This window comes from Arthrobacter sp. NPDC055585 (assembly GCF_053619115.1).
The window spans coordinates 184195-208278 of the sequence record NZ_JBSHIT010000006.1; the positions used below are offsets into that span (position 1 = coordinate 184195).

Sequence of the window (24084 nt, forward strand, 5' to 3'; positions counted from 1 at the left end):
GGGCTGCATCTGCGGCCGGGATACCCAAATGTGCTCTTGGAAGGCCTTTCGTTACCATAGGGTTATAAAGCAACCCGCCAAGAGGATGACCATAGGGGCATCACGTCCCGTTCCCGCTGCCTACAGGCGCGCGGAGGACCGTGACCAACGATAGGTAAGCTGTGCGAAACAAAATTGCAGTTCCGCTGATAGTGCTCGGAATCCTGATGATGCTCGTCGGGATCGGCCAGCGCACTCTCTGGGCTCCGCCCCAGACCGTAACGGCCGAGGCGCCGCAGGGCAGCGAGGCCGCGCCCGTGGCCGTGCTGGAGGCAGATCTGCTGGCCTCCCGCCCGGACGGTGCTGAGATTACCGTGCGTTCCGAGGACGGCGTCTTCCTGGCAGTCGGGCGTTCAGCGGACGTTGATGCCTGGGTGGACGGAGCATCCGTAACCCGCATTGGTGCCGGCGAAGACAATGCCCTCACTGCCGAAACCTCGGAAGGCGAGGCCACCGTGCCCAGCCCCGCCGGCTCCGACCTGTGGGTCAGTGAAGAAGCCGAGGACGGGGAGCTGTCCTACACCTGGGCCGCGCCCGCAGCAGGGGAGTGGTCAGTCCTGATCGCTTCGGACGGAACCGCACCTGCCCCCACCCAGATCACGCTCAGCTGGCCGAATGATGAAGGAACCCCGCTGGCGGTTCCGCTGATCATCGCCGGTGCCCTGGTAGCCGTCCTTGGCCTGGCCCTGGCCTTCCTGGCCCGCGGTTCCAAGCCCACCCCGCCGGCTCCGGGCAGCCGGCGTGCAGTGCGGGAATCGGACACCGCCGCCCAGCGCATTGTTGCCCGGCGCGGACAGGACGCAGGCGCTGCGCCGTCGTCCTCGTCCACGACCGCCAACCGCACGGTTGCCGGCATTACGGCAGCGGCCCTCGCAGGCGGACTTGCACTGACCCTGGTGCCCGGTGCCGCCACTGCGGCCGAAACGGCTGCTCCGGAGGAGAACTACCCGGTTGTCCTGGACGGCCAGCTGTCCCGGATCCTCAGCTCCGTTGCCGGAACCGTCCAGAAGGCCGACGCCGCCAAGGACGCCTCGCTGCTGAAGGAGCGCACCTCTTCCACAGCCCTGGCACTGCGTGAAGCGAACTACGCCGCGGCCGCCAAGGTCCCGGATACGGAAGCTCCCGCCGCCGTCGCCGCCTCCCCGCTGCTCACGGACCTGGTCTCCACCGGGACCGGATTCCCGCGCACCGTCGTCGCGGTCACCCAGGGCGAAGACAATACCGTTCCGCAGGCTCTGGTGCTGGTTCAGGAATCTGCACGGGAAAACTACAAGCTGGTCTCTGCGATCCAGATGCTGCCGGGAACCACGTTCCCGCAGCCTCCGGCAAACGGCGCCGGTGTGGAAGCCGTAGCCGCAGACTCCGCTGAAGGACTCGCGCTGGCTCCGCAGGCGGCCGTTGATGCCCTTGCCGACGCCCTGACCAACCCGGACGGCGGCAATAAGGAAACGTTCGCTCCTAACAGCTTCGCCGAAGCCGTGACAACGTTCCAGGCCGAAGTGACTGCCAATCCGGACAACGAGTTCGCGACCATCACGTTCAAGCACACCCCGGTGGCCTCCGACACCCGGGCACTGCGTACCGCAGACGGGGGCGCGATTGTGTTCGGCTACATGTCCCACAACTACTCCAGCGTTCCGCGCGAAGCGGGCGACTCGATCAATCTCGAGGGAACGATTTACGAGACGCTGACCGGTGAAAAGAACACTGAAGCCGGGATCGATGTGACGTACGGCGAAGCCGTCATGATCTACGTTCCCCCGGCCGGAGGATCGGGCGAGGCAGAGGTTATCGGCGCGGCGCAGGAGCTGCTCTCCGCCAAACTGAAGTAGCCCGCCACAACGAAGCAATCCAGCGGCGCCGCGGCAACTGATGCCTGCGGCGCCGCTGTGCTGTTCCCGGACACTTGCCCGGGGGCGCGGTACCCGTATTAGGGTTGAAGCCATGAGCACACCGAACCACCGCCCTGCGCCCGCGCCGTCCATGAATCTTCGGGGAGCGGTGGATCTCTCCGCCCTCAAGAACCGGGCCAGCGCGCCGCCGCCCGCTGCGGCAGGCGGACAGGGCGAGGGCGCTTCGTCCTACGTGGTTGAAGTAACAGAGCAGACGTTCCCGCAGGTGGTGCAGCTCTCGGCAACCGTGCCGGTGATCGTGAACCTCTACTCTCCGCGCAGCCCTGAGTCTGCACAGGTCACGGCCGTGCTGGAGGAAGAGGCCGCCGGCCGGCAGGGACGGCTGCTGCTGGCCAATGTCGACGTCGATGCACACCCGCAGATTGCCCAGGCCTTCCAGGCCGTGGCAGTGCCCACGGTCGCAGCCGTGATCAAGGGCCAGCCGGTGCCGCTGCTGGACCGCCCGGTGCCGGCCGAGCAGATCCGGGCCCTGATCACCGAACTGATGCAGGTGGCCGAGGCCAACGGCGTCAACGGTTCCCTCGGCGAGGCCGGTGCTGCGGCGCAGGAGGAAGCTCCGCTGCCCCCGCTGCACCAGGAGGCGTACGACGCAATCGTGGCAGGGGATTACGACGGCGCCGCGGCGGCTTACCGCAAGGCCCTCGCCGAGCAGCCCGCAGACGCCGAGGCCAAGGCCGGCCTGGCCCAGGTCGAACTGATGCAGCGGCTGAAGGACGCGGACGCCGAGGCACTGCGCACTGCTGCAGCCGACAACCCCAACGACGTCGACGCCCAACTGGCGGTGGCGGACCTGGATATTTCCGGCGGCCACGTGGAAGACGCCTTCAACCGGCTCATCAAGCTGATCTCGCGGACCGCCGGGGACGACCGGGAACGGGTGCGACTGCGGCTGCTGGACCTTTTCGAGATTGCCGGACCCTCCGATCCGCGCGTAACCAAGGCCCGTTCCGCCCTCGCCCGGGCACTCTTCTAGGGGTTGCTAGTCCGCACGGCGGGGTCGGCAAAGCGCGCATTGTTACGGATTTCGTTCGCAGGGCGGAGGTCAATACAGGCCGCCGGTTGCTAGATTTTCGGTATGAGCCAAACACCTGATCCTGCCTCCGTGCCCGGCGGGGAACCGCAGCACGCCCCGACAGCACCCGCCCTCGCTATCCGCGGGCTGGCCAAGCGCTTCGGATCCAAGATCGCCGTCAACGGCATCAACCTGGACGTGCCGGCGGGATCCTTCTACGGGCTCGTTGGCCCCAACGGCGCCGGAAAGACCACGGCCCTGTCCATGGCCACGGGCCTGATGCGCCCGGACTACGGCCAGGTCTGGGTCCATGGAGTGGACGTCTGGGCGAAGCCGCTGGAAGCCAAGCGGCTGATGGGCGTGCTCCCGGACGGGGTAAGGCTTTTCGACCGGCTGACCGGCGAGCAGCTGGTCACCTATTCGGGACTGCTGCGCGGTATGGACCGCGAGACCGTCGCGGAACGGACGGCTGACCTCCTGAAGGCGCTGGACCTCGCAGCGGACGCAGGCACGCTGGTGGTGGACTACTCCGCCGGCATGACCAAGAAGATCGCACTCGCCTCGGCACTGATCCACGCCCCGCGGCTGCTGGTGCTGGACGAGCCCTTCGAAGCGGTGGATCCCGTCTCCGCAGCCAACATCCGCGACATCCTTGCCGGTTATGTTTCCTCCGGCGGCACCGTCATTGTCTCCAGCCACGTGATGGACCTGGTGCAGCGCATGTGTGACCACGTGGCCGTGGTGGCTGCAGGAAACGTGCTGGCAGCCGGCACCGTCGACGAAGTGCGCGGCGGCGTGAGCCTGGAAGAAAAATTCGTCGAACTGGTGGGCGGGCGCACCACCTCGGAGGGACTCTCATGGTTGCGCACCTCCTAAAACTAAAGCTCATCCTGCTGCGCAACTCCCTCAAGCGCAGTCCCTGGCAGATTGTTGGAATCGCCTTCGGTGCCCTTTACGGCCTGGGCATCCTCGGCCTGATGCTGGCAGGGCTGTTTTTCCTCACCTTCAACGACCCTGAGCTCGCCCGCACCCTGGTAATCCTGGGCGGCTCCGCCGCAGTACTGGGCTGGGCCGTCATTCCCGTGGTGGCCACCGGCGTGGACATGACACTTGACCCGGCCCGGTTCGTAACCTTCGCGATTCCCATGCGCCAGATGATCCTGGGCCTGGCTCTCGGCTCGCTCATCGGCATTCCCGGAATCATCACTCTGGCTTCGGCACTCATCCAGGCCGCTGCCTGGTGGCAGTATCCGGCGGCCGTCCTGGCTGGAATCCCGGCAGCGGCTGTCGCCGTGCTGACCTGTGTGGTGATGGCCCGGCTCGGGGTGGCAGCCACCACCTCGCTGGCCTCCAGCCGCCGCTTCAAGGACGTCTCGGGAATCGTGCTCATCATCCCGCTGATGTTCCTTGGACCCATCATTGGCTTCACCGCCACGACCGTGGCTTTCAACGGTGATTTCCTGCGCCGGCTCGCAGACATCCTGGCCTGGACTCCGCTGGGCAGCGCCTGGGCCGTTCCGGGAGACGTCGCGCTCGGCAGCGCGGGAACCGGGATGATCCGCCTGCTGATCTCCGTCCTTTTCCTGGCACTGATTTCCTGGGCTTGGAAAGCCCTCCTGGCCCGGGCCCTCGTCACTCCGGCGCACAATGCCACGGCAAGCCGCAGCGCGGGCAAACTCGGGTTCTTTGCCCGGTTCCCGGCAACCCCCACGGGCGCCGTGGCCGCCCGTGCCCTCACCTACTGGGTCCGGGACCCGCGCTACAGCGCCTCGCTGATCATTGTCCCCGTGCTCGCCGTCGTGCTGGTCTTCGCAGTCCAGACCGGCGAGGGGCTGCCGCCGGTGGTCCTGGCGATCGGTCCGCTGGTGGCGTTCCTGCTGGCCTTCGGTATTTCCGCGGATATTTCCTATGACAACACTGCGTTTGCGCTGCACGTTTCCAGCGGCGTTTCGGGTATGGCAGACCGCGCCGGCCGAGCCATCGCCTGCGCCGTGTTCGCGCTGCCGGCCACGCTTGTCGCCGCCGTCGTGCCGCCAATTGTCATTGGCCGGCCGGAGGCCGTTCCGGTGCTTCTGGGGGTTTCCGTGGGCCCGCTGCTGAGCGGGCTGGGACTCTCCAGTGTCTTCTCGGCCCGTTACACCTACAACGTGCCACTGCCCGGAGAGAACGCCTTCAAGACCCCTCCGGGATCCGCCGGGCGCACCATGCTGGTCCAGTTCATCTGGATGGGCATGCAGTTCCTGATCTCCCTGCCCATGCTGGTTCCGGCTGCGCTGTATGTCTTCGGGGCGGGCAGCGTATGGGGCTGGGTGGCCCTGGCAGTGGGTGTGGTCTATGGTGCCGCCGCCCTCGTCGCCGGCATCCGGATCGGCGGCAAGTGGCTGGATAAGCGGGCTCCGGAAGTACTGCTGGCCGTGACGGTCAACAAGTAGGAGCCGGAGCCGCGGGTACTAAGATGGGGACATGACTCTGCCTCCTGACCCCTTCGAATCCGACCCCATGCGCCGGGCTGACAGCGGTTCCTCCACCGCGGTCATCGAGCGCGAAGAGCAGCGGGAACTAGTTGAACCCGGTGACGCCGAGCGTTTCTCGCACTATGTGCGCAAGGAAAAGATCATGGAATCGGCCCTTTCGGGTGAGCCCGTCATTGCCCTGTGCGGCAAGGTCTGGACGCCGGGCCGGGACCCCAAGAAGTTCCCGGTCTGCCCCACGTGCAAGGAGATTTACGAAGGGCTGCGCCCGGGAAAGGATGACGGCGGCAAGAAGTAGCGCCGCTCGTAACTTTCGCCCTTCGTCGCCGTAGCATCCTGGCACGGCAGTAAGTCCTGATGCCTCTATGAGTGAGCCCCTGCCCGCGGACAGGCCGGACGGAGCAATGTCCGCTGCATTCCGGCCGCTGACCCTCGGCGTCATCGCCATCGTCACCTGCGTCGCCTTCGAAGCGATGGCGGTTACCACGGCGATGCCCGTGATCGGGGATGATCTGGGCGCCGGTGCAGGGTACGGACTGGCCTTCTCCATGTTCCTGACTGCGTCGCTCCTGGGATCCGTCCTGGCCGGTTCCCGGTGCGATGCCGAAGGGCCCCGCCGTTCCCTGATCACCGGGATGGCCCTGCTGGTGGCAGGTCTGGTGCTGTCTGCGGCGGCAGGGGAGTTCTGGCTGGTTACCGCCGGCCGTGCCGTTTCCGGTCTGGGCAGCGGAGCCATGGTGGTGGCGCTGTACGTGATCATCGGGCAGGTCTATCCCTCCCGGCTTCAGCCGGTGATCTTCGGCTGGGTGGCAACTGCCTGGATTCTGCCGTCCATGGTGGGACCGCTGGCCGCGGGCCTGCTGGCGCAGTTCGTGAGCTGGCGGTGGGTTTTCGCCGTCGTGATTCCGATTGTGCTGCTGGCGGCAGCCCTGGTGTGGCCGCGGGTGCGGCACCTGGGGGCACCGGAGAATCCGGAACTCGATCCTGCGCTGGGCCGGCGGCGGGCGCTCTGGGGCGTTTTCCTCGCCGGCGGTGTCTTCGCCGCGCAGTGGGCCGGCAATGAGGCTGCTGCCGCCGGATCAACCGCGCTGGGGGTACTTGCCGCGGCCGGGGTGCTGGCCGCTGTGGCAGCACTGATGGTGCTGCTGCCCCGCGGTGCGCTCTGGCTGCGGCGCGGGCTTCCCTCGGTGGTCGCGACACGCGGACTGATCAACGCTGCGTTCGTCTCCGCCGAGGCCTTTATGCCCGTTATGCTGCTGGCCGTGTACGGCGTGAGCCCGGCCACGGCAGGAATCGCTCTCACCGCCGGCGCGGTAGGCTGGGCCATTGGATCCTTCCTGCAGGCGCGGGTGCCCGGGCCGCGGCGTTACCTGCTGCTGGCCGGAGGTTCAGGCCTGCTGACGCTCTCGATTGGCGGTACGGGCCTGCTGGCCGGTGCCCAGGCGCCGTTCTGGCTTTTGGTGGCAGTCTGGTCGCTGGCAGGGGTCGCCATGGGAGCCGCGCTCTCCAGCACCTCGGTGCTGGTCCTGGACGCGTCTTCGGCGGCGGACCGGGGACAGAATTCAGCCTCGCTCCAGCTTTCGGACCAGGTGGGCGCCGTAGCCGGCACCACTGTTGGGGGCGTACTGCTGGCCGTGCTGGTGGAGCAGGAACCTGTGGGCCAGGAGTCCGGGTATGCCCTGATGTGGCTGGTCCTGGCGGTTTTCGCCGTGATTGGAACAGCTGCGGGCATCCGCAGTGCAAGTGTTAGACCAAGTACCGGAAAGGTGCATTCCCAAGCGTGAGTTCCGATACCCTGTTCGGCGGCGGACCGGCGCTGCCCCCTGCCTACCCTGAGCGGGCAGCCTGGGGAACAGCCCCGAAGCTGCGCCAGTGGCAGGCCGAAGCCCTGGAAAAATACTTCGCCAAGAATGACAGCGATTTTCTCGCGGTTGCAACGCCCGGTGCAGGTAAGACGACCTTCGCCCTGCGTGTGGCCACCGAGCTGGTGGACCGGGGAATCGTCAACCGGATCACCGTCGTCGCGCCGACTGACCACCTGAAGCGGCAGTGGGCCGATGCAGCCGCACGCGTCGGACTGGCACTGGACCCAAACTTCAAGAACGCGGACGGCCGGCACGGCCACGGGTTCATCGGCGTCGCTGTCACCTACGCTCAGGTGGCCAGCAAACCGATGCTGCACCGCGCCAAGACCGAGGCCGCACGCACCCTGGTGATCCTCGATGAGATCCACCACGGCGGCGACGCGCTGTCCTGGGGTGACGGCATCCGGGAGGCCTTCGAACCGGCGGCCAAGCGTCTGGCACTGACCGGAACCCCGTTCCGCTCTGACACCGCTCCCATTCCGTTCGTGGAGTACCTCGAGGATGGAGCCGGTATCCGGCGCTCGAAGGCCGACTACACCTACGGCTACGGCCAGGCACTGAAGGACCACGTGGTCCGTCCGGTGATCTTTATGGCGTATTCGGGCCAGATGCGCTGGCGCAACAGCGCCGGTGAGGAAATGGCAGCCTCCCTCGGCGAAGCCGCGGTCACCAAGGACATCACCGCCCACGCCTGGCGCACCGCGCTGAACCCGGCAGGGGAGTGGATTCCGGCCGTTCTGGCTGCCGCGGACCGCCGGCTCAGTGAAGTCCGCCGCACCGTGCCCGACGCCGGCGGGCTGGTGATCGCCACCGACCATGAGGATGCACGGGCCTACGCCGGACAGCTGAAGAAGATCACCGGGGAGTCACCCACGGTGATCCTCTCCGATGACGCGAAGGCGTCCGAAAAGATCGACGAGTTTTCCGCCGGAACCCAGCGCTGGATGGTGGCCGTGCGCATGGTATCCGAAGGCGTGGACGTGCCGCGCCTCGCCGTCGGCGTGTATGCCACTTCCACGGCAACGCCGCTGTTCTTCGCCCAGGCCGTGGGACGTTTTGTGCGTGCCCGGAAGCGCGGTGAAACGGCGTCGGTGTTCCTGCCCTCCGTCCCGCACCTGATGATTCTCGCCAATGAGATGGAAGTGGAGCGCGACCACGCCCTGGACCGTCCGGAGAACCACGCGGAGGAAGAGGGCTTCGGCCTGGACGACTCCCTGATGGAAGCGGCGAACCGGGAGGAAAAGGCCTCCGGGGAGCTGCAGAAGCAGAAGTTCGAAGCTCTTGAATCCCAGGCATCCTTTGACCGGGTGCTCTTCGACGGCGGCGAGTTCGGCACCGGCGGTGAGCTGGGCAGCGAGGACGAACAGGACTTCCTGGGCATCCCCGGCCTGCTGGACCCGGATCAGGTGACCATGCTGCTGCGCCAGCGCCAGCAGGAGCAGCTTTCCCGTCGTGGCCGCAAAAAGCCGCAGGAGGCAGAGCCGGTACCGATGCCCTCCGTAGCTGACCACCGGCACCTGACCGAGCTGCGTGCACAGCTGGCCAAGAACGTCTCCGCCTGGTCGGCGCGCTCCGGCATGCCGCACGGCATGGTCCACTCCGAGCTGCGCCGGATCTGCGGCGGACCCGCGGTGGCACAGGCGAATGAGGAGCAGCTCCAGAAGCGGCTGGCCAAGCTGCAGGACTGGTTCATCGGCCGCAAGTAGCGCCCTTTTTCCCGCACTTTCCCCCGAGATAGCAGAAACTGCCCGTATCAGGCCTGATACGGGCAGTTTCTGTAATCTCGATGAGGGAGGGGAGGAAGAGCTAGAGATCCAGGAGCTCGACGCCGGCGTCTTCCAGCTCGTCCAGGGCGGCACGGACGTCAACCCGGTCCAGACCCCGGCAGAGTTCGGGAATGACTGCCGTGTTGTACCCGGCAGCGATTGCGTCCAGAGCTGTGGCCTTGACGCAGTAGTCGGTGGCCAGGCCAACGATCACCACTTCATCCACGCCGTTGTCCCGCAGCCAGTCATCCAGGCTGACGGCGTCCTCGTCCGGCGCAGGCTCGGCGTCGGGATCACCCAGGGGAACCTCCACGTCCGGGGCGAGCAGGCCCTCAAAACCGGAGTACGCGGCCTCGTACTGGCCCTTGCGGAAGTAGGCGTCAATGAACTCCGTGTCCAGGTCCGGGTTCAGTGCTGCACCGTGGGTTCCAGCCACACAGTGCACCGGCCAGGAATCCCGGAAGTTCGGATTGTCGGAGAAGTGGCTGCCCGGTTCAATGTGCCAGTCCTGGGTGGCCACGACTGCCGCGTACCTGTCCCGGGACGTTTCGATGTAGTCGCTGATTTCCGCCGCGGCATCGTTTCCGCCGGGAACGGCCAGGGAGCCGCCTTCGCAGAAGTCGTTCTGGACGTCAACCACAATCAGTGCACGGGTCATCGGGTTTCCTCCTCGAATTCGGTTGGGATCACGGGCTCTCCGCGCTGCAGGCGGTAAGCGGCCGCCGGCAGTTCAAGCAGCGAAGCGTCATGGCGGGCACGGGCCCGGTTTACGGCGTCCGGTCCCGTCCAGCCGGACTGCACCACGCCGTCGGCGACGAACGTTTCAAGCAGCTCACGGTCATTGCCGTCATTCTTGGGCAGGGCGCCAACGCCCACTGCCTCGGCCACCGCCCGGCCGCGCTCGTTGAGCCGGCGCATGGCGTATTTGTGGCCACCCAGCGAAGCCTTGTTCTTGGCTGCCTTGGCCACGGAAACGAAGTTTCCGTCGGTGCCTTCGCGGCTGACAAGCTTGTAAACCAGTCCCGCCGTAGGCGCACCTGAGCCGGTCACCAGCGAGGTGCCGACGCCGTAGGCATCCACGGGAGCGGAGCCCAGGGCCGCGATCGCATATTCATCCAGGTCCGAGGTCACCATGATGCGGGTTGAGGTATTGCCGAGGTCGTCCAGCAGCTCACGGACCCACTGGGCCTGCGCAACCAGGTCACCGGAATCCAGCCGCACCCCGCCCAGCTTCTGGCCCGCGACGGCGACGGCGTTGCGTACGCCCTGCTCGACGTCGTAGGTATCCACCAGCAGGGACGTGTTCAGTCCCAGCGAGGCGGTCTGGGCCGTGAACGCATCAACTTCTGAATCATGCAGCAGGGTGAAGGAATGCGCAGCGGTTCCAACCGTCTTGATTCCGTACCTCAGCCCGGCCTCCAGATTGGACGTGCTGTCGAAACCGGCGATGACGGCCGCGCGGGCCGCTGCGACGGCGGCTTCCTCATGGGTGCGCCGTGAACCCATTTCGATGCACGGACGTCCGCCGGCGGCGCTGGTCATCCTCGAGGCAGCGGAGGCGATGGCGCTGTCATGGTTCAGCACCGAAAGGATCAGGGTTTCAAGGATGCAGGCCTCGCCGAAGCTGGATTCAACCTGCAGGATCGGGGAACCGGGGAAATACACGTCTCCTTCGGCGTAGCCGGTGATGGTGCCGGAGAAACGGAAGTCGGCGAGCCAGTCCAGCGTGCGGTCGTCCACGACGCCGTTGGCGGCCAGGAAGTTCAGCTGCGGTTCCTCGAAGCGGAAGTTCTCCAGCGCTTCGAGGAGCCGGCCGGTGCCGGCGACGATGCCGTAGCGCCTGCCGTCCGGAAGTTTGCGGGCAAAGGCCTCGAACACTGAGCGACGTTCGGCCGTGCCGGAGTGCAGGGCAGCCTGCAGCATGGTCAGTTCGTAGTGGTCGGTGTACAGGGCAGCATTTGGCTGCTGCCACGCGGTGGTAGCGTTCACACCCAAAACTCTAACCCGCCGTCCCCGGCCCGCGCCGCACCCGCCATCATGCGGACTGCAGGCAGTGCGCACCAAACTACAATTGGCAGCATGAGCGTAGCCACCCTCCCGGACACCGGGACCCAGACCGACTCACTGACAGCAGGGGAAACCGCCACCGACGTGCCCTGGGTCGTGATCGTGTGGAATGACCCGGTGAACCTGATGAGCTACGTCAGCTACGTCTTCCAGAGTTATTTCGGTTATTCGGAAGCGAAAGCGAACCAGCTCATGCTCCAGGTCCACAATGACGGCAAGTCCGTGGTGGCTACCGGCCCGCGTGAAGAAGCCGAACGGCACACGCTGGCCATGCACTCCTACGGTCTCTGGGCAACGTTCCAGAAAGCCGACCAGGCCTAACGGCCGCACACCACAGAGGAAAGGTCCTTCTTGGCTACCGGATTCAAGCTCACCCGCAAAGGCATCACCGCCCAGCTGGAGCCGGGCGAGCGTTCCCTGCTGCGCGGGCTGTTTGCCGACATCATCACCATGCTGGAACCGCCGACCCCGGCCTCTGAGGATCCGCTGGCCGCCATGGTGGGGCTGGACACCAGCGCCGAAGCCCCGGAGGATCCCGCTCTGCTGCGGCTGCTTCCCAACGCGGTTGCGGAGAACGACGCCGATGCCCTGGAATTCCGGCGGCTCACCGAGCGCTCCCTGCGGGAGGGGAAGATCGGCGCCCTGCGGGCGGCGTCCCTGGCCCTGGAGGCCAGTCCGCTGCACTTGGACAACGACTCGGCCAGGCACTTCGCCCAGGCGCTCAATGATGTCCGTCTGGTCCTCGGTTCCCGGCTGGGGCTGGAGACTGACGCGGACGCCGAGGCGCTGCATGACATCACCGAACCCGGTGATGCGCAGGACGTGGACCAGTACCTGGCCCTGGTGTACAACTTCGTCACCTGGCTGCAGGAAACCCTGATGAAGGCGCTGCTGGACGGCCTTCCCCGCCGCTGATCCTGCTTCCGGCGGAGTGCTGCTGTGACCAAGACCACGGGCCACCAAGTGCACCCTGTCCGGGACGGGGACTATTGTCGATACATCATGAGCTCTGACCATTCGGGTACTTCACCGCTGAAGGACGACCTGCCGAAGACCACCGACGCACCGATCGGCATTTTCGATTCGGGAGTGGGTGGCCTGACGGTTGCCCGCGCCGTCATTGACCAGCTGCCGAATGAATCGATTCTTTATGTTGGAGACACCGCGCACGGGCCCTACGGTCCGCTGCCCATTGCCGATGTACGGGCCTACGCCCTGGGTGTGATGGACGAACTGGTGGACGCCGGGGTCAAACTCCTGGTGATCGCCTGCAACTCTGCCTCCGCCGCTGTCCTGCGCGATGCCCGGGAGCGCTACACCGGCCGTTACGGCATTCCCGTCATTGAAGTCATCCAGCCCGCGGTCCGCAGGGCGGTCGCGGCAACCCGGACCGGACGCATCGGGGTTATCGGCACCGAAGCCACAGTCGGATCCCGGGCGTATGACGACACCTTTGCCGCAGCCCCGCACCTGAGCGTGTCCTCGGTGGCCTGTCCCGCGTTCGTTGAGTACGTGGAGGCAGGCGTTACCGCAGGCAAAGAAGTCGTGGAGGCTGCCGTTGGCTACCTCACGCCGCTGAAGGAACGCGGAGTGGACACCCTGGTGCTCGGCTGTACGCATTACCCGCTGCTCACCGGCGTGATCTCCTACGTCATGGGCGAGGACGTCACCCTCGTCTCCAGCGCGGAGGAAACCGCCAAGGACGTATACAAGGCGCTGCTCACCCACGGACTGGCCCGCGCGGCGGGAACTCCGCCCAGGCACCGTTTTGTGGCCACCGGGGACGCCGCGTCCTTCGAACTGCTGGCACGGCGCTTCCTCGGGCCCGAAGTACTGCGGGTTGAGCATGCGGACTCAGTGGCGGCACGCTATCCCACCGGGGTTCTGGCCCGGATCACACCCGAAATGATTGCCGCTGCACGCGCGCAGGCCGGACTGCCGGCCACCGGCGCTGCCCTGGGGAACGGTGCCCGATGAAACTGACAATCGTAGGATGCTCCGGTTCCTTTCCGGGACCGGCTTCGCCTGCCTCCTGCTACCTTGTGACAGCCAACGACGGCGAACGGGACTGGCGCATCCTGCTGGACCTGGGCAACGGTTCACTGGGTACGCTGCAGCGCTACATGGACATCAAGGACATTGATGCCGTGCTGATCACCCACCTGCATCCGGACCACTTTATGGACCTGTGCGGCCTGCACGTGGCCGTCCACTGGGACCCCAGCGGCTGGGGACGGGACCGCGTCAAGGTCTACGGGCCCGCTGCGACGGCGGACCGGATTGCGGTTGCCTATGGACTGGACCCGGAACCGGGCATGCATGAGGACTTCGAGTTCATGAACTGGACCGCGGGTGAACCGGTGCACATTGGTCCTTTCACCGTTACCCCGTACCCCGTTGCACACCCGGCCGAAGAGGCGTACGCACTGCGTGTGGAGGCTGTTGAGCCGGCCGGGGACGGAACCCGAAGGGTGCGGACACTGGCCTACTCCGGAGACACGGATTCCTGCCCCGGGCTGGTCGAGGCTGCCCGGAACACTGATGTGTTCCTCTGTGAAGCGGCTTTCCATGAAGGCCGCGACGACGCCATCACCGGCGTGCACCTGACCGGCAAGCGGGCAGGGGCAGCCGCCACCGAGGCCGGGGCCCGCCGCCTGCTGCTCACCCACCTTCCGGTGTGGAACGACGCGAACACTGCAGTCGCCGAAGCACGGGAGACCTATTCCGGCGGCCTGGCCGTCGCCGTCGCCGGCGTCTCCTACGACGTCGGCACGGACTTCGCGCCGCCGCTGGCAGTGAACGGCAGCGAAGTACGGGGACACCCGGCCCAGGGGCGGCCGGTACACGGCCGATAGACTGGCCCCATGACTACAGTTCCGAATTCTTCGCCTGCCCTGCGCACCGACGGCCGCACCCCCGACCAGCTCCGCACCATCAGCATCACCCGCGGCTGGTCCAGCCAGGCCGAAGGATCGGCACTGATCGAATTCGGCAACACCCGGGTGCTCTGCACCGCCTCGCTGACCCCCGGCGTGCCGCGCTGGCTCAAGGGTGACGGCAAGGGCTGGGTCACCGCCGAATACGCCATGCTTCCCCGCGCCACCAACACCCGCAACGACCGTGAATCGGTCAAGGGAAAGATCGGTGGTCGTACGCACGAAATCTCCCGCCTGATTGGGCGCTCACTGCGCTCGGTCATCGATACCCGTGCCCTCGGCGAGAACACCGTGGTCCTGGACTGCGACGTCCTGCAGGCCGACGGCGGAACGCGCACCGCCGCGATCACCGGTGCCTATGTGGCACTGGCGGACGCACTGGCATGGGCCAAAGAGAACAAGCTGGTGGCACGCAGCGCCGAACCGCTGCTGGACACCGTGGCCGCCGTCAGCGTGGGAATCATCGACGGCGTGCCGATGCTGGACCTGCCCTACGTGGAAGACGTCCGGGCGGAAACCGACATGAATGTGGTGGTCACCGGAAGCGGCAAGTTCGTTGAGGTCCAGGGCACCGCCGAAGGCGCGCCCTTCGACCGCGCCGAGCTGGACGCCCTGCTGGACCTGGCGCTGCTGGGCACCTCACAGCTCGCAGAGATCCAGCGGCAAACCCTGGCGGCTTCGTGAACGCGCCCGCACCACGGCTTGTGCTGGCTACCCGCAATGCCGGGAAACTTAAGGAACTGCGTGAACTGCTCCGCGGCCGGATCGAAGGGCTCGACGTCGACACCCAGGTGATCGACGCCGAAACAGCCGGAGTGCCGGATGTACCGGAAACCGGCGTCACCTTCGAGGAAAACTCGCTGCTGAAGGCTCGTGCGGTGGCCGAGGCGACAGGGCTTCCCGCTATTGCGGACGACTCCGGACTGGCCGTTGATGTCCTGGGCGGCGCACCGGGCATCTTCTCCGCCCGGTGGTCCGGAGCCCACGGAAACGACCAGGCGAACCTGGACCTGCTCCTCGCCCAGCTGGCGGATATCGGATCAGAGCACCGCGGCGCAGCGTTCATCTGCGCTGCGGCCCTGGCAGTGCCCGGCGGGGGAGAAACAGTGGAACTCGGTGAACTGCGCGGCACCCTGCTCTCTGAGCCCCGCGGCGCAGGCGGCTTCGGCTATGACCCGATCCTGCAGCCGGCGGGCGAGACACGCAGCTGCGCGGAGCTCACCGGCGCAGAGAAGAATGCCATCAGCCACCGGGGACAGGCGTTCCGCGCCCTGCTCCCCGCCGTCATCCGGGTCCTGGACGGTTCAGCCGGCGCCAGCTGAGAGTGAATTAGGCCACGCAGCGGCGCCGGCGATCCTTGCGGCGCCGCTCCGGGGCAGACCGGTTCGTTCTTGCCCGGCGGGGGAGTAGGGCACAATTGGTTCCGATATGAGTATCCTGACCAGCGCCTCAGTTGACCCCGCCAGCTCCGAATCGGCCCTGGGAGGGATTGCCCAGTGGGCCGTGGACATCATGGAGGCCATTGGCGCTCCCGGCGCCGGACTGGCTATTGCACTGGAAAACCTGTTCCCGCCCCTGCCCAGCGAAGTAATCCTGCCGCTGGCCGGCTTCGCGGCGAGCCAGGGCAACTTCTCCATCGTCGAGGCGCTGATCTGGACCACCCTCGGCTCCGTCTTCGGCGCCTGGGCACTCTACGGACTTGGCGCCTGGCTGGGCAGGGACCGCATGCGCGCCATCGTGGAGAAGGTCCCGCTGGTTGATATCGAGGACGTGGACAAGGTTGAAGCCTGGTTTATGAAGCACGGCTACAAGGCCGTGTTCTTCGGGCGGATGATCCCCATCTTCCGTTCCCTGATCTCCATTCCGGCGGGTATCGAGAAGATGCCCATGCTCAAGTTTTTGGGCCTGACCACTGCGGGCAGCCTCATCTGGAACAGCATCTTTGTGTTCTCCGGCTATTTCCTGGGCGAGAGCTGGCACATTGTTGAGGAATACGCCGGGATCTTCCAGAAGATCGTGATCGCGGCGGTGCTCATCGCAGCGGTCTGGTACGTGACCAGCAAGATCCGTGCCTACCGGCGGAGGAAGGCCCAGCGCGCGGCTGAAGAGTCCTGACGTGGGAGTCGACTTCACCTCCATTGACTTTGAAACAGCCAACGGTTTCCGCGGCTCGCCCTGCTCAGTAGGCCTGAGCAAGGTCCGCGGCGGCCGGATCGTGGAGGAAGCCTCCTGGCTGATGCGCCCGCCTGAAGGGCACGACTACTTTGACCGGCGCAACATCCGTATTCACGGCATCGAGGCGCACCAGGTAGCAGGCAGGCCCCGGTTCGGTGAGCTGTTTCCCGAAATCGGAGCCTTCATCGGCGAGGACCTGCTGGTGGCGCACAATGCAGCGTTTGACCTGGGCGTGATCCGTTCCGCCCTTGAAGTCTCCGGACTGCCCGGACCGGCGTATGACTACGCCTGCACTGTGGTGCTCTCCCGCAGGACCTATTCCCTGCCCTCACATTCGCTGCCGTTTGTGGCAGAGGCCGCCGGTGTCCCGCTGGAGAACCACCACGACGCGACGGCCGATGCGCGGGCCTGTGCCGGAATCCTCGTGGACATTGTTGCCCGGTCCGGGGCAGGAAGCGTGGCGGAGTATTTCGCCCGGCAGGGCCTGCGCCCCAACCATGCACCTGCCTACCGGCCCGGGATCGACCCGATGTCCAAGGCCACCCGGGACGCCCTGGAACGCGGCACCGGGACTGCTGCCGCAGCGGTATCATCCTTCACCGGCTGGCCGTCGGAGGGGATTAATCCGCCGCCGAACCCGGCTGCACGGCCCGGGCATCCACTCTACGGACAAACTGTGGTCTTCACCGGGAATCTGGGCATGCCGCGCCAGAACGCCAAGGAACGTGCCGCGGAGCTCGGCGCGCGGACGGCCAGCAACGTCACCCGCGCCACCACTGTCCTGGTGGTCGGTGACGGCTTCGAAGCCGGGGACCTGCGCAACGGGCGGGTCACAGGCAAGGCCCGCCGGGTCCTGGAACTGCACGACCGCGGGCAGAAGATTGAAGTGCTCTCCGAAGCTGAGTTTCTTCAGATGATCGGCGGTAGCTGGCCGGCCGGGAGCCAGTAGGCCGCCGGCCGCGCATGCTGCCGCTCAGCCCACCGTGACGGCCAGCAGCGAGTCCGCCATCTGTTCCACCGTTTCGCGGGCATCGATCGCTTCCAGCCACTGATCCGGGAGGGCTTCGGTGCCGTACAGGACGCCAAGGATGTTGCCGGCCACCGAGGCCGTTGAGTCGCTGTCGCCGTCGTGGTTCACGGCCAGCGCGATTGCCCGGCGGAAGTGTTCTTCCGGCTTGTGCGCCGCTGCCGTTGCCAGGGCTGCGTACAGCCCTATCGCCAGAGCTTCTTCCGCCACCCACCCTTCCCCGAGCGCCTGTTTCATGCGTGCTGCGGATGGCTCCGAGGTCCCGGCGAGGTCTTCCGCGGCCAGGGACACGGCAGCTTCCAGGCGTTCGGAGAGCTCGGGCACACCGGAGGCAGCGGCACGTTCCACCGCAGCTGACGCAGCATCTTCCAAGCGGGCCCCGGCCGGCAGAAGATCGTGGATCAGAGCGCTGAACACCGCGGCACTGTGCAGCGCGGAGGAGTGTCCGTGGGTCAGGGCAGCGCCGTCGGCACTGAACTTGTACACCGTGTCAGCGGCTACATAGGGGAGCAGGCCGAACGGGGCCGAGCGCATCACCGTGCCGCAGCCTTTCGATTCCGCGTTCACGGGCCTGGACTTTGTGCCCATCTCGCCGGTGAGCAGACCGGACAGGCAGGCGTTGCCGGGCGCCCGGCGGTGGTGGAGCACTTCCTGGGCATCGATCCAGCGGGCCGGCTGGTCCGGAGCGTTGGCCGGGAGTGCTTCACCCTGGGTCTTCAGCCAGCGCAGATACGCCAGCCAAAGGCAGGCGGTCTCATCGGCACCAACGCCGTCGTTGGCCCACTGCAGGACTTCAACCAGCCCGTCAACGGTATAGAGGGTCATCTGGGTGTCATCGGAGACAGGAGCAGGGCGGTCCAGCTGACGGAAGTCTGTCAGGCCTCCGGCTCCGTAGCGGGCCCGGATGCCGTCGAGGGAATCGAACTCCACCGCATAGCCCAGCGCGTCGCCTAGGGCGCCGCCCAGCAGGCACGCGCGGACCTTGGACGCAAAAACTTCGGGATCAACCTGCGGCAGGGAAGCGGAATTAGTCACCTCTCCAGCATAGGTCGCCCGAGACCAGCTCATCCTCCGCGGCCGCGAGTGTATGCTCAGTGCGCACCCAGCAGGCTCACAGGAAGCGGTGGAAGGCTGGGCTGTTTGTGCGGCGCCGGGCACCCAGGGTGCTGGTGCCGTCCGCGATACCCGTTCTACACCAACTGATAGGAATGACTCCCCACATGAGAGCAGAGCCACAATACCCAGCCGGCGCGCGCGCCGCAGCGGACGAGGGAACCATGATTACGTCCCTGCGGTCCTACGGACTGCTGGGCCGCAGCATCGCAGAAGCGGCGGGTTCCTTCCTGCTGGTGCTGGCAGGCCTGGGCGTCTCCTTCTTTAATCCCTCCGGCGGACTGTCCGCTCCGCTGGCATTCGGCCTGGTGCTGGCCGCGGCGATCATTGCCTTCGGCTACATTTCCGGCGGCCACTTCCTGCCGACCATCACGCTCGGCAGCGCACTGGCCGGACGTACGCCCTGGAAATCTGTCCTGCCCTACATCGTTGCTCAGCTGGTTGGTGCGCTGTTCGCTGCCCTGATCCTCTGGGTTTCAATGACCGGACACCCGCAGATTCCGGAGACCCAGCCCTTCTTCGCCGCTGTTGCCAACGGCTTCGGCGAGCACTCCGCCACGCAGTTCCCGCTGGCCGGGGCACTGCTCACGGAAGTCATTGCCGCGGCGCTGCTCACGGCCGTCTTCCTCGGTGCCGGAACCCGGCTTTCCGCTGCTGCGGGCGCCTTTGCCACAGGTGTCACCTACGCTGCGCTGCTGACGTTCCTGGTGCCCATCACCGGCGGTTCCATCAACCCCGCCCGCTCCACGGCCGTTGCCGTCTTTGCCGAGCCCTGGGCCCTGGAACAGCTTTGGCTCTTCTGGCTCGCTCCGCTGCTCGGCGCCGCGATCACCGGGCTGATCTACCGCAGCCTCGACTTCGCAGCCCCCGGCGCAGCCGTGGTTATTGAAGAGGAGTTCGAAGAAGACGACGATGAACTCCCGGCCGCATCAGCCGGCACCGGCGCGCCTGCCGCCGAGAGCGCACGTCCGGCCCGCACCGCTGCCGACGACGCCGACGCTCGCGGGTTCTTCGACGCCGACGGTTCCTCCGCCGCGGATTCGGCTCCCAGAGACACGGATTCCGGCGACGAGCCGAACAGCGGCACGGCCCCGGGCAGCCCCCAGGCCTGAGCCCCGGGCGGCCCAGCCGCCTGACTGACCGCCCGCCGGCGGCACTGCAGTACCGGCACGCCTGCCGGGGAAATCTGCGGTGTCACCGGCGGGCGGTAGTTTTATTGATATGCGAATCCTGCACACATCCGACTGGCATCTGGGCCGTTCCTTCCATGGCGTGGGAATGCTGCAGGCCCAGCGCTCCTTCCTGGACCAGCTGCTGGACACCGTCCGCACGGAGCAGGTTGATGCGGTCCTGATCTCCGGCGACGTGTACGACCGCGCCCTGCCGGGCGTGGATGTGGTGCGGTTGCTGGATGAGGCGCTGGCAGGAATCACCGCTGCAGGCGCACGAGTGATCCTGACCAGCGGCAACCACGATTCCGCCGCACGGCTGGGCTTCGGCGGACGCATCTTTGAGCAGGGCGGGGTGCACCTTCGAACCGGCATCGAAGCCATCACCTCGCCCGTGCTGATGCCGGCGGGGACAGCCACGGTTGCCGTGTACGGGATTCCCTACCTGGAACCGCGCCTTGCCGCCCCCGGACTTGGCGCAGACATTCCCGCAAACCACGCCGGTGTCCTCGGTGAAGCAGTGCGGCGCATCCGGCAGGATGTACAGGAGCGCGAAGAGGCCGGAAATCCTGTGCTTCCGGTGGTCATGGCACATACATTTGCTTCCGGCGGCATCACCTCGGACAGCGAACGGGATCTGTCAGTGGGCGGCGTTGGAGCTGTTCCGCTGGACCTGTTCAGTTCCTTTACCTACGCTGCGCTGGGACATCTGCACGGACGCCAGGAGCTGGCCCCGAACGTCTGGTACAGCGGCTCTCCGCTGGCCTACTCATTCTCTGAAGCACGGCAGTCCAAGGGCGGGCTGCTGGTGGAACTCGGCCCTGCGGGACTGGAGCAAGTCACTCCCGTTCCGTGGACGGCGCCCAAACGGCTGGCAGTGCTTCGCGGAACGCTCCAGGAACTGCTGGCAGATCCGGCACATTCCGAGGCAGAAGATGCCTGGTGCCAGGTCACCCTCACGGATGACAGCCGTCCTGCCAAGGCCATGGAACAGATCCGTACCCGTTTCCCGGACACCCTGGTGCTGTCCTTCGAGCCGGCGTCCGGATCGCGGGGAGTGAACGAGAGCTACAGCCGCCGCCTGGCCCGTGCCACGGACGACCTCGATGTCTGCTGCGGATTCCTTGACCATGTGCGCTCGAGGGAAGCGTCGCCGGAAGAGAAAGAGCTCTTCGCCGAAGTGCTCCGGACGGTGAACGCGGCGGAGGTGGTCAAATGAGGATCCACCGCCTGGAAATGCAGGCCTTCGGTCCCTTTGCCGGCCGCGAGCAGATCGACTTCGACGAGCTGGGTGCGCAGGGACTCTTCCTGCTGAACGGACCAACCGGCGCCGGGAAGACCAGTGTGCTGGATGCTATTTGCTTCGCCCTCTACGGATCCGTTCCTGGCGCCCGCCAGGAGGCCAGGAAGCTGCGCAGCGACCACGCTGCCCCCGGAGTGGCACCCGAGGTCCTGCTGGACTTCAGCGCGGGGGACCGGCGGTTCAGGGTCATCCGCAGCCCGCAGTGGGAGCGCCCGGCCAAGCGCGCCGGAAGCGCCACCGGCACGGTGACTGAGCAGGCACGCACGCTGCTCAGCGAGCTGGTTCAGGGGGAATGGGTCCAGAAGACTGCCCGCAACGATGAAGCAGCGGGGGAGATCCAGGAACTGCTAGGGATGAGCCGCGAGCAGTTCACGCGCGTGGTTATGCTTCCCCAGGGTGATTTCGCTGCCTTTCTGCGGGCAGACGCCACGTCCAGGGCGGAGCTGCTGCAGCGGCTGTTCGGGACCTGGCGCTACGAGGAGATCGAAAGCCAGCTCAAGTCCGAGCTCGATGCCGTGAAGTCGGAGTTGTCCGTGGCGCAGGCTGCTGCGGAGCTTCTGCGTGCCCAGGCACGGAGTGAAGTTGAACGCTGTGCCCGGCTGCTGGGCGGTTCAGACGGCAGCGGCCGGCTCGCTGCCGCTGAGCAGGAACAGAGCCCCGGGACGGACGCGCAGGGTCAAACTGACACCGAGGCTGCCCTGCAGGCGCCCGCTGAGGAAGGCTCGGAATGGCTCGCCGCTGTCCGCGCGGGGGTCACCGCCCGGCTTTTGTCCCTGCGTGAGGAACAGGCGGCCAGGAACACCATGTTCACGCAGGCTGAAGATCTCCTGCACAAGCTTGAAGCGCGCCGCGCGCGCGGGCTCGCCCGGCTTCAGCTCGAGGCTGAGGAACGCGAACACGCGCTCCGGCACGCCGCCAGCCTCCCCAGGCGGGCTGCGCTGGAGTCCCACCTACGGGCGGAGGGCCTCAAAGGTTACCTCGAGGCATTGTCCTCAGCGGAGCTGGGGTGCCGGCGGGCCGGTGCGGCGGCACGCAGCGCTCTTGAGGAGCTGGGCGATGCCGCCGGTACGGCAGGCCTGCAGGACCTTATCCCGGGGGATTCGACTGCCGTGGCGGTGCAGGACGGGGAGCTTCCCGGTCCAGACACACTTGCCGTGCTGGAAGAACGGACCGCAAAGGAATTCTCCGCTGCCGAGAACGCCCTGGCGGACTCGGAACGTGCCGCAGAACTGGCTCAGCTTGAAAGCCGGGAGCTGTCCCGGGAAGCGCAGCTCCGCAGCGAAGCAGATGCGGCGGAGGACGCGGCCTCGGACCTTCGGAACGAGCAGGACACCCTGCGTGCCTCACTGCCCGGACTGCGCTCCGGGGCAGCGGCAATGGACGCTGCCCGGCGCCGTATCCAGGACGCAGCCAGAATCCAGGAAGTCATCCGGGACTACCGGGCGGCACGGACCGCGGCGTCGGCTTCGGCCGAACAGGCAGCACAGGCCCGCGAGGCGTATCAGGACGCACGGGGGAACTGGCAGGACCTGCTGCAGCTGCGCCTGGACCAGGCGGCTGCGGAACTGGCGGCCTCCCTTGAACCGGGCCAGGACTGTCCCGTATGCGGCAGCACAACCCATCCGGCCCCGGCGCCGCTGCCGGAGGACCAGCAGTTCGTGACGCGTGAGGAGGAAGCGGCGGCACGGGCGGCAACCAGTGCTGCTGAAAAGGAGTGGGAAACAGCCCGCGCCGCAGCGGAAGCGGACACTTCCACAGTGTCTGCGCTGCGTGTGCAGGGAGGAGAATCCGATCCGGAGCAGGCCCGCCTGGCCGGTGAGCAGGCGCAGGAAGACCTGCGTGCCGCGGAAGAAGCTGCCGCCGGGCTCAGGGAGGCTGAAGAGCGGCTTCAGCGCATCGAGGCCGAACTGACCCGGCTGGAGCAGACACGGTCGCGTCTGCTCCAGGACGCGGCACAGGCGCAGGCACGCGCCGGCGCCGCCGCAGAGGAAACCGCAGAGCTGGGCCGCAGGGGTTCCGGGGATCTTTCCGACCCGGCAGCACTCTCAGCACGGCTCGACCTGCTGGAGCGCGTACGCCGCCTCACCGCCATGGCCAGGACAGCGCTGCAGACGGCCCGGCAGGCGGAGAGCTTCCAGACAGAGGCTGAACACGCCCTCGAGGACGCCCTCGCGGGAACCGGTTTCACGGATGCCGGGGCTGCGCGGGCGGCTCTGCTGCCCGGGGCGGAAGCAGACGGACTGCGTGCAGAGCTTGAAGCACTCGACGCGCAGGCAGCCCGCCTGGCGATGCGGCGCGAAGACGAGGATGCCCTTGCCTCTCTCGACAGCGACGGTGTGCCTGAGGCCACGCCTGACGAGGAGGACATAGCCGAAGCTGCCGAAGCTGCTGACGCCGCCCGGCAGGCTGTTTCCGATGCGGCTGTGCAGATCGGGCTGCTGGAAGGGTCAGCAGACACGCTTGCCGGCCTTGCGGCACGGCTCGCGGAGGCAGAGGCAGAGATGGAACCGCTGCAAAGCCGCTGTGAGCTCCTCCAGTCCGTCAGCGACACTGCACGGGGCCACGGCGAGAACAACTACCGCATGGCCCTGAGCACGTACGTCCTGGCCGCGCGCCTGGAGCAGGTCGCGGCGGCCGCAACTGAGCGGCTGGCCGCAATGACGGCCGGACGCTACGCACTGGTGCACGATGATTCCCGCTCCGGTAACCGCAGGGCCGGACTGGGCCTGCACGTCATTGACGACTGGACCGGCGTGCGCCGCGACACCTCGACCCTCTCCGGAGGCGAGTCCTTTATGGCCTCCCTGGCGCTGGCCCTGGGCCTGGCGGACGTTGTCCAGCAGGAATCGGGCGGCACCAGCATGGAAACGCTGTTTGTCGACGAGGGATTCGGAAGCCTGGACGAGGAAGCCCTGGAACAGGTGATGGATGCCCTGGAAGGGCTGCGTGACGGCGGCCGTGTGGTGGGCCTGGTCAGCCACGTGGCTGAGATGAAACAGCGCATCGGTGCCCAGCTCCAGATCACGAGGGGCCGCAACGGCTCGACCGTCAGCTACCGCGCCGCCGAAGCGCTGCCGGCGTAGGGGAATCCTGCCAACGTTCCTCTTCGCGGCATCGTCTGGGAGGGCTTGTACGCCGTCAGCGAGCAGCGCCTCCGGCGCCGGCGCCGCCGGGGTAGGATCGGCATGTAGCCGGGTCGGGCGCATCGGGAGGAGGGACGATGCGCGT

At 66.8% G+C, this 24084-nt stretch carries 21 protein-coding genes; 18 read left to right on the forward strand and 3 right to left on the reverse strand.

Annotated elements, in window-relative coordinates:
* Positions 1-161: 161 nt before the first annotated feature.
* The 7 genes from ACWGQ2_RS12020 to ACWGQ2_RS12050 all read left to right on the forward strand — a co-directional run bounded on the left by ACWGQ2_RS12020 (position 162) and on the right by ACWGQ2_RS12050 (position 9006).
* Positions 162-1871, forward strand: a complete 1710-nt coding sequence (locus ACWGQ2_RS12020) for a hypothetical protein (RefSeq protein ID WP_452017533.1) — start codon at positions 162-164, stop codon at positions 1869-1871.
* A gap of 112 nt (positions 1872-1983) precedes the next feature.
* Positions 1984-2925: a co-chaperone YbbN gene (locus tag ACWGQ2_RS12025; protein ID WP_452017535.1), complete on the forward strand. Its 942-nt coding sequence runs from the start codon at positions 1984-1986 to the stop codon at positions 2923-2925.
* A gap of 102 nt (positions 2926-3027) precedes the next feature.
* Positions 3028-3840: an ABC transporter ATP-binding protein gene (locus ACWGQ2_RS12030; RefSeq protein WP_452017537.1), complete on the forward strand. Its 813-nt coding sequence runs from the start codon at positions 3028-3030 to the stop codon at positions 3838-3840.
* Positions 3822-5396 carry a transporter gene (locus ACWGQ2_RS12035; RefSeq protein ID WP_452017539.1) on the forward strand — a complete coding sequence of 525 codons (1575 nt, stop codon included), beginning with the start codon at positions 3822-3824 and terminating at the stop codon, positions 5394-5396. The genes ACWGQ2_RS12030 and ACWGQ2_RS12035 overlap by 19 nt, the downstream gene beginning before the upstream one ends.
* A 31-nt stretch (positions 5397-5427) precedes the next feature.
* Entirely contained in the window at positions 5428-5733 is a 306-nt protein-coding gene (locus tag ACWGQ2_RS12040; protein ID WP_227894659.1) for a DUF3039 domain-containing protein, read from the forward strand.
* A 106-nt stretch (positions 5734-5839) separates the two neighbouring features.
* Positions 5840-7219, forward strand: coding sequence for an MFS transporter (locus ACWGQ2_RS12045; protein ID WP_452017541.1), 1380 nt, complete (start codon positions 5840-5842; stop codon positions 7217-7219).
* Positions 7216-9006: a DEAD/DEAH box helicase gene (locus tag ACWGQ2_RS12050; RefSeq protein ID WP_452017543.1), complete on the forward strand. Its 1791-nt coding sequence runs from the start codon at positions 7216-7218 to the stop codon at positions 9004-9006. Before ACWGQ2_RS12045 ends, ACWGQ2_RS12050 begins: the two co-directional genes overlap by 4 nt.
* A 100-nt stretch (positions 9007-9106) precedes the next feature.
* Here the strand turns inward: ACWGQ2_RS12050 and ACWGQ2_RS12055 are convergent, their stop codons facing one another.
* Entirely contained in the window at positions 9107-9724 is a 618-nt protein-coding gene (locus ACWGQ2_RS12055; RefSeq protein WP_452017545.1) for a nicotinamidase, read from the reverse strand.
* A complete protein-coding gene (locus ACWGQ2_RS12060) occupies positions 9721-11055 on the reverse strand; it encodes a nicotinate phosphoribosyltransferase (protein WP_452017547.1) in 1335 nt (444 codons plus the stop codon). Before ACWGQ2_RS12060 ends, ACWGQ2_RS12055 begins: the two co-directional genes overlap by 4 nt.
* Before the next feature lie 90 nt (positions 11056-11145).
* Between ACWGQ2_RS12060 and clpS the strand changes: the two genes are divergently transcribed.
* The 8 genes from clpS (at position 11146) to ACWGQ2_RS12100 (ending at position 17193) form a co-directional block, all read left to right on the forward strand.
* Positions 11146-11454 carry an ATP-dependent Clp protease adapter ClpS gene (gene clpS / locus ACWGQ2_RS12065; RefSeq protein ID WP_452017549.1) on the forward strand — a complete coding sequence of 103 codons (309 nt, stop codon included), beginning with the start codon at positions 11146-11148 and terminating at the stop codon, positions 11452-11454.
* A gap of 30 nt (positions 11455-11484) precedes the next feature.
* A complete protein-coding gene (locus ACWGQ2_RS12070; protein ID WP_452017551.1) occupies positions 11485-12048 on the forward strand; it encodes a DUF2017 domain-containing protein in 564 nt (187 codons plus the stop codon).
* An 87-nt stretch (positions 12049-12135) separates the two neighbouring features.
* Positions 12136-13110 carry a glutamate racemase gene (gene murI, locus ACWGQ2_RS12075; RefSeq protein WP_452017553.1) on the forward strand — a complete coding sequence of 325 codons (975 nt, stop codon included), beginning with the start codon at positions 12136-12138 and terminating at the stop codon, positions 13108-13110.
* A complete protein-coding gene (locus tag ACWGQ2_RS12080) occupies positions 13107-13988 on the forward strand; it encodes an MBL fold metallo-hydrolase (protein ID WP_452017555.1) in 882 nt (293 codons plus the stop codon). Before murI ends, ACWGQ2_RS12080 begins: the two co-directional genes overlap by 4 nt.
* 9 nt (positions 13989-13997) lie before the next feature.
* Complete coding sequence (rph, locus tag ACWGQ2_RS12085) at positions 13998-14753, forward strand: ribonuclease PH (protein WP_452017557.1); 756 nt, start codon at positions 13998-14000, stop codon at positions 14751-14753.
* Positions 14750-15391 (forward strand): RdgB/HAM1 family non-canonical purine NTP pyrophosphatase, encoded by a 642-nt coding sequence (gene rdgB, locus ACWGQ2_RS12090; RefSeq protein ID WP_452017559.1) that lies wholly within the window; start codon positions 14750-14752, stop codon positions 15389-15391. Before rph ends, rdgB begins: the two co-directional genes overlap by 4 nt.
* Before the next feature lie 106 nt (positions 15392-15497).
* Positions 15498-16184: a DedA family protein gene (locus ACWGQ2_RS12095; RefSeq protein ID WP_452017561.1), complete on the forward strand. Its 687-nt coding sequence runs from the start codon at positions 15498-15500 to the stop codon at positions 16182-16184.
* Between the two features lies 1 nt (position 16185).
* Positions 16186-17193: an exonuclease domain-containing protein gene (locus ACWGQ2_RS12100; RefSeq protein ID WP_452017563.1), complete on the forward strand. Its 1008-nt coding sequence runs from the start codon at positions 16186-16188 to the stop codon at positions 17191-17193.
* Between the two features lie 24 nt (positions 17194-17217).
* On the opposite strand, the gene ACWGQ2_RS12105 is transcribed toward ACWGQ2_RS12100, so the two are convergent.
* Positions 17218-18339, reverse strand: a complete 1122-nt coding sequence (locus tag ACWGQ2_RS12105; RefSeq protein WP_452017565.1) for an ADP-ribosylglycohydrolase family protein — start codon at positions 18337-18339, stop codon at positions 17218-17220.
* Between the two features lie 152 nt (positions 18340-18491).
* Between ACWGQ2_RS12105 and ACWGQ2_RS12110 the strand changes: the two genes are divergently transcribed.
* The 3 genes from ACWGQ2_RS12110 (at position 18492) to ACWGQ2_RS12120 (ending at position 23939) form a co-directional block, all read left to right on the forward strand.
* Positions 18492-19496: an MIP/aquaporin family protein gene (locus ACWGQ2_RS12110; protein ID WP_452017567.1), complete on the forward strand. Its 1005-nt coding sequence runs from the start codon at positions 18492-18494 to the stop codon at positions 19494-19496.
* A gap of 109 nt (positions 19497-19605) precedes the next feature.
* Complete coding sequence (locus ACWGQ2_RS12115) at positions 19606-20772, forward strand: exonuclease SbcCD subunit D (RefSeq protein WP_452017569.1); 1167 nt, start codon at positions 19606-19608, stop codon at positions 20770-20772.
* Positions 20769-23939, forward strand: coding sequence for an AAA family ATPase (locus tag ACWGQ2_RS12120; protein ID WP_452017571.1), 3171 nt, complete (start codon positions 20769-20771; stop codon positions 23937-23939). The genes ACWGQ2_RS12115 and ACWGQ2_RS12120 overlap by 4 nt, the downstream gene beginning before the upstream one ends.
* Positions 23940-24084 lie beyond the last annotated feature (145 nt).

What these genes read in the sequence shown, in the direction of transcription:
- ACWGQ2_RS12025 (WP_452017535.1), top strand. Translation starts at nt 1,984, where the DNA reads ATGAGCACACCGAACCACCGCCCTGCGCCCGCGCCGTCCATGAATCTT.
- ACWGQ2_RS12030 (WP_452017537.1), top strand. Translation starts at nt 3,028, where the DNA reads ATGAGCCAAACACCTGATCCTGCCTCCGTGCCCGGCGGGGAACCGCAG.
- ACWGQ2_RS12035 (WP_452017539.1), top strand. Translation starts at nt 3,822, where the DNA reads ATGGTTGCGCACCTCCTAAAACTAAAGCTCATCCTGCTGCGCAACTCC.
- ACWGQ2_RS12040 (WP_227894659.1), top strand. Translation starts at nt 5,428, where the DNA reads ATGACTCTGCCTCCTGACCCCTTCGAATCCGACCCCATGCGCCGGGCT.
- ACWGQ2_RS12045 (WP_452017541.1), top strand. Translation starts at nt 5,840, where the DNA reads ATGTCCGCTGCATTCCGGCCGCTGACCCTCGGCGTCATCGCCATCGTC.
- ACWGQ2_RS12055 (WP_452017545.1), bottom strand. Translation starts at nt 9,724, where the DNA reads ATGACCCGTGCACTGATTGTGGTTGACGTCCAGAACGACTTCTGCGAA.
- clpS (WP_452017549.1), top strand. Translation starts at nt 11,146, where the DNA reads ATGAGCGTAGCCACCCTCCCGGACACCGGGACCCAGACCGACTCACTG.
- murI (WP_452017553.1), top strand. Translation starts at nt 12,136, where the DNA reads ATGAGCTCTGACCATTCGGGTACTTCACCGCTGAAGGACGACCTGCCG.
- ACWGQ2_RS12080 (WP_452017555.1), top strand. Translation starts at nt 13,107, where the DNA reads ATGAAACTGACAATCGTAGGATGCTCCGGTTCCTTTCCGGGACCGGCT.
- rph (WP_452017557.1), top strand. Translation starts at nt 13,998, where the DNA reads ATGACTACAGTTCCGAATTCTTCGCCTGCCCTGCGCACCGACGGCCGC.
- ACWGQ2_RS12095 (WP_452017561.1), top strand. Translation starts at nt 15,498, where the DNA reads ATGAGTATCCTGACCAGCGCCTCAGTTGACCCCGCCAGCTCCGAATCG.
- ACWGQ2_RS12105 (WP_452017565.1), bottom strand. Translation starts at nt 18,339, where the DNA reads ATGAGCTGGTCTCGGGCGACCTATGCTGGAGAGGTGACTAATTCCGCT.
- ACWGQ2_RS12110 (WP_452017567.1), top strand. Translation starts at nt 18,492, where the DNA reads ATGAGAGCAGAGCCACAATACCCAGCCGGCGCGCGCGCCGCAGCGGAC.
- ACWGQ2_RS12115 (WP_452017569.1), top strand. Translation starts at nt 19,606, where the DNA reads ATGCGAATCCTGCACACATCCGACTGGCATCTGGGCCGTTCCTTCCAT.
- ACWGQ2_RS12120 (WP_452017571.1), top strand. Translation starts at nt 20,769, where the DNA reads ATGAGGATCCACCGCCTGGAAATGCAGGCCTTCGGTCCCTTTGCCGGC.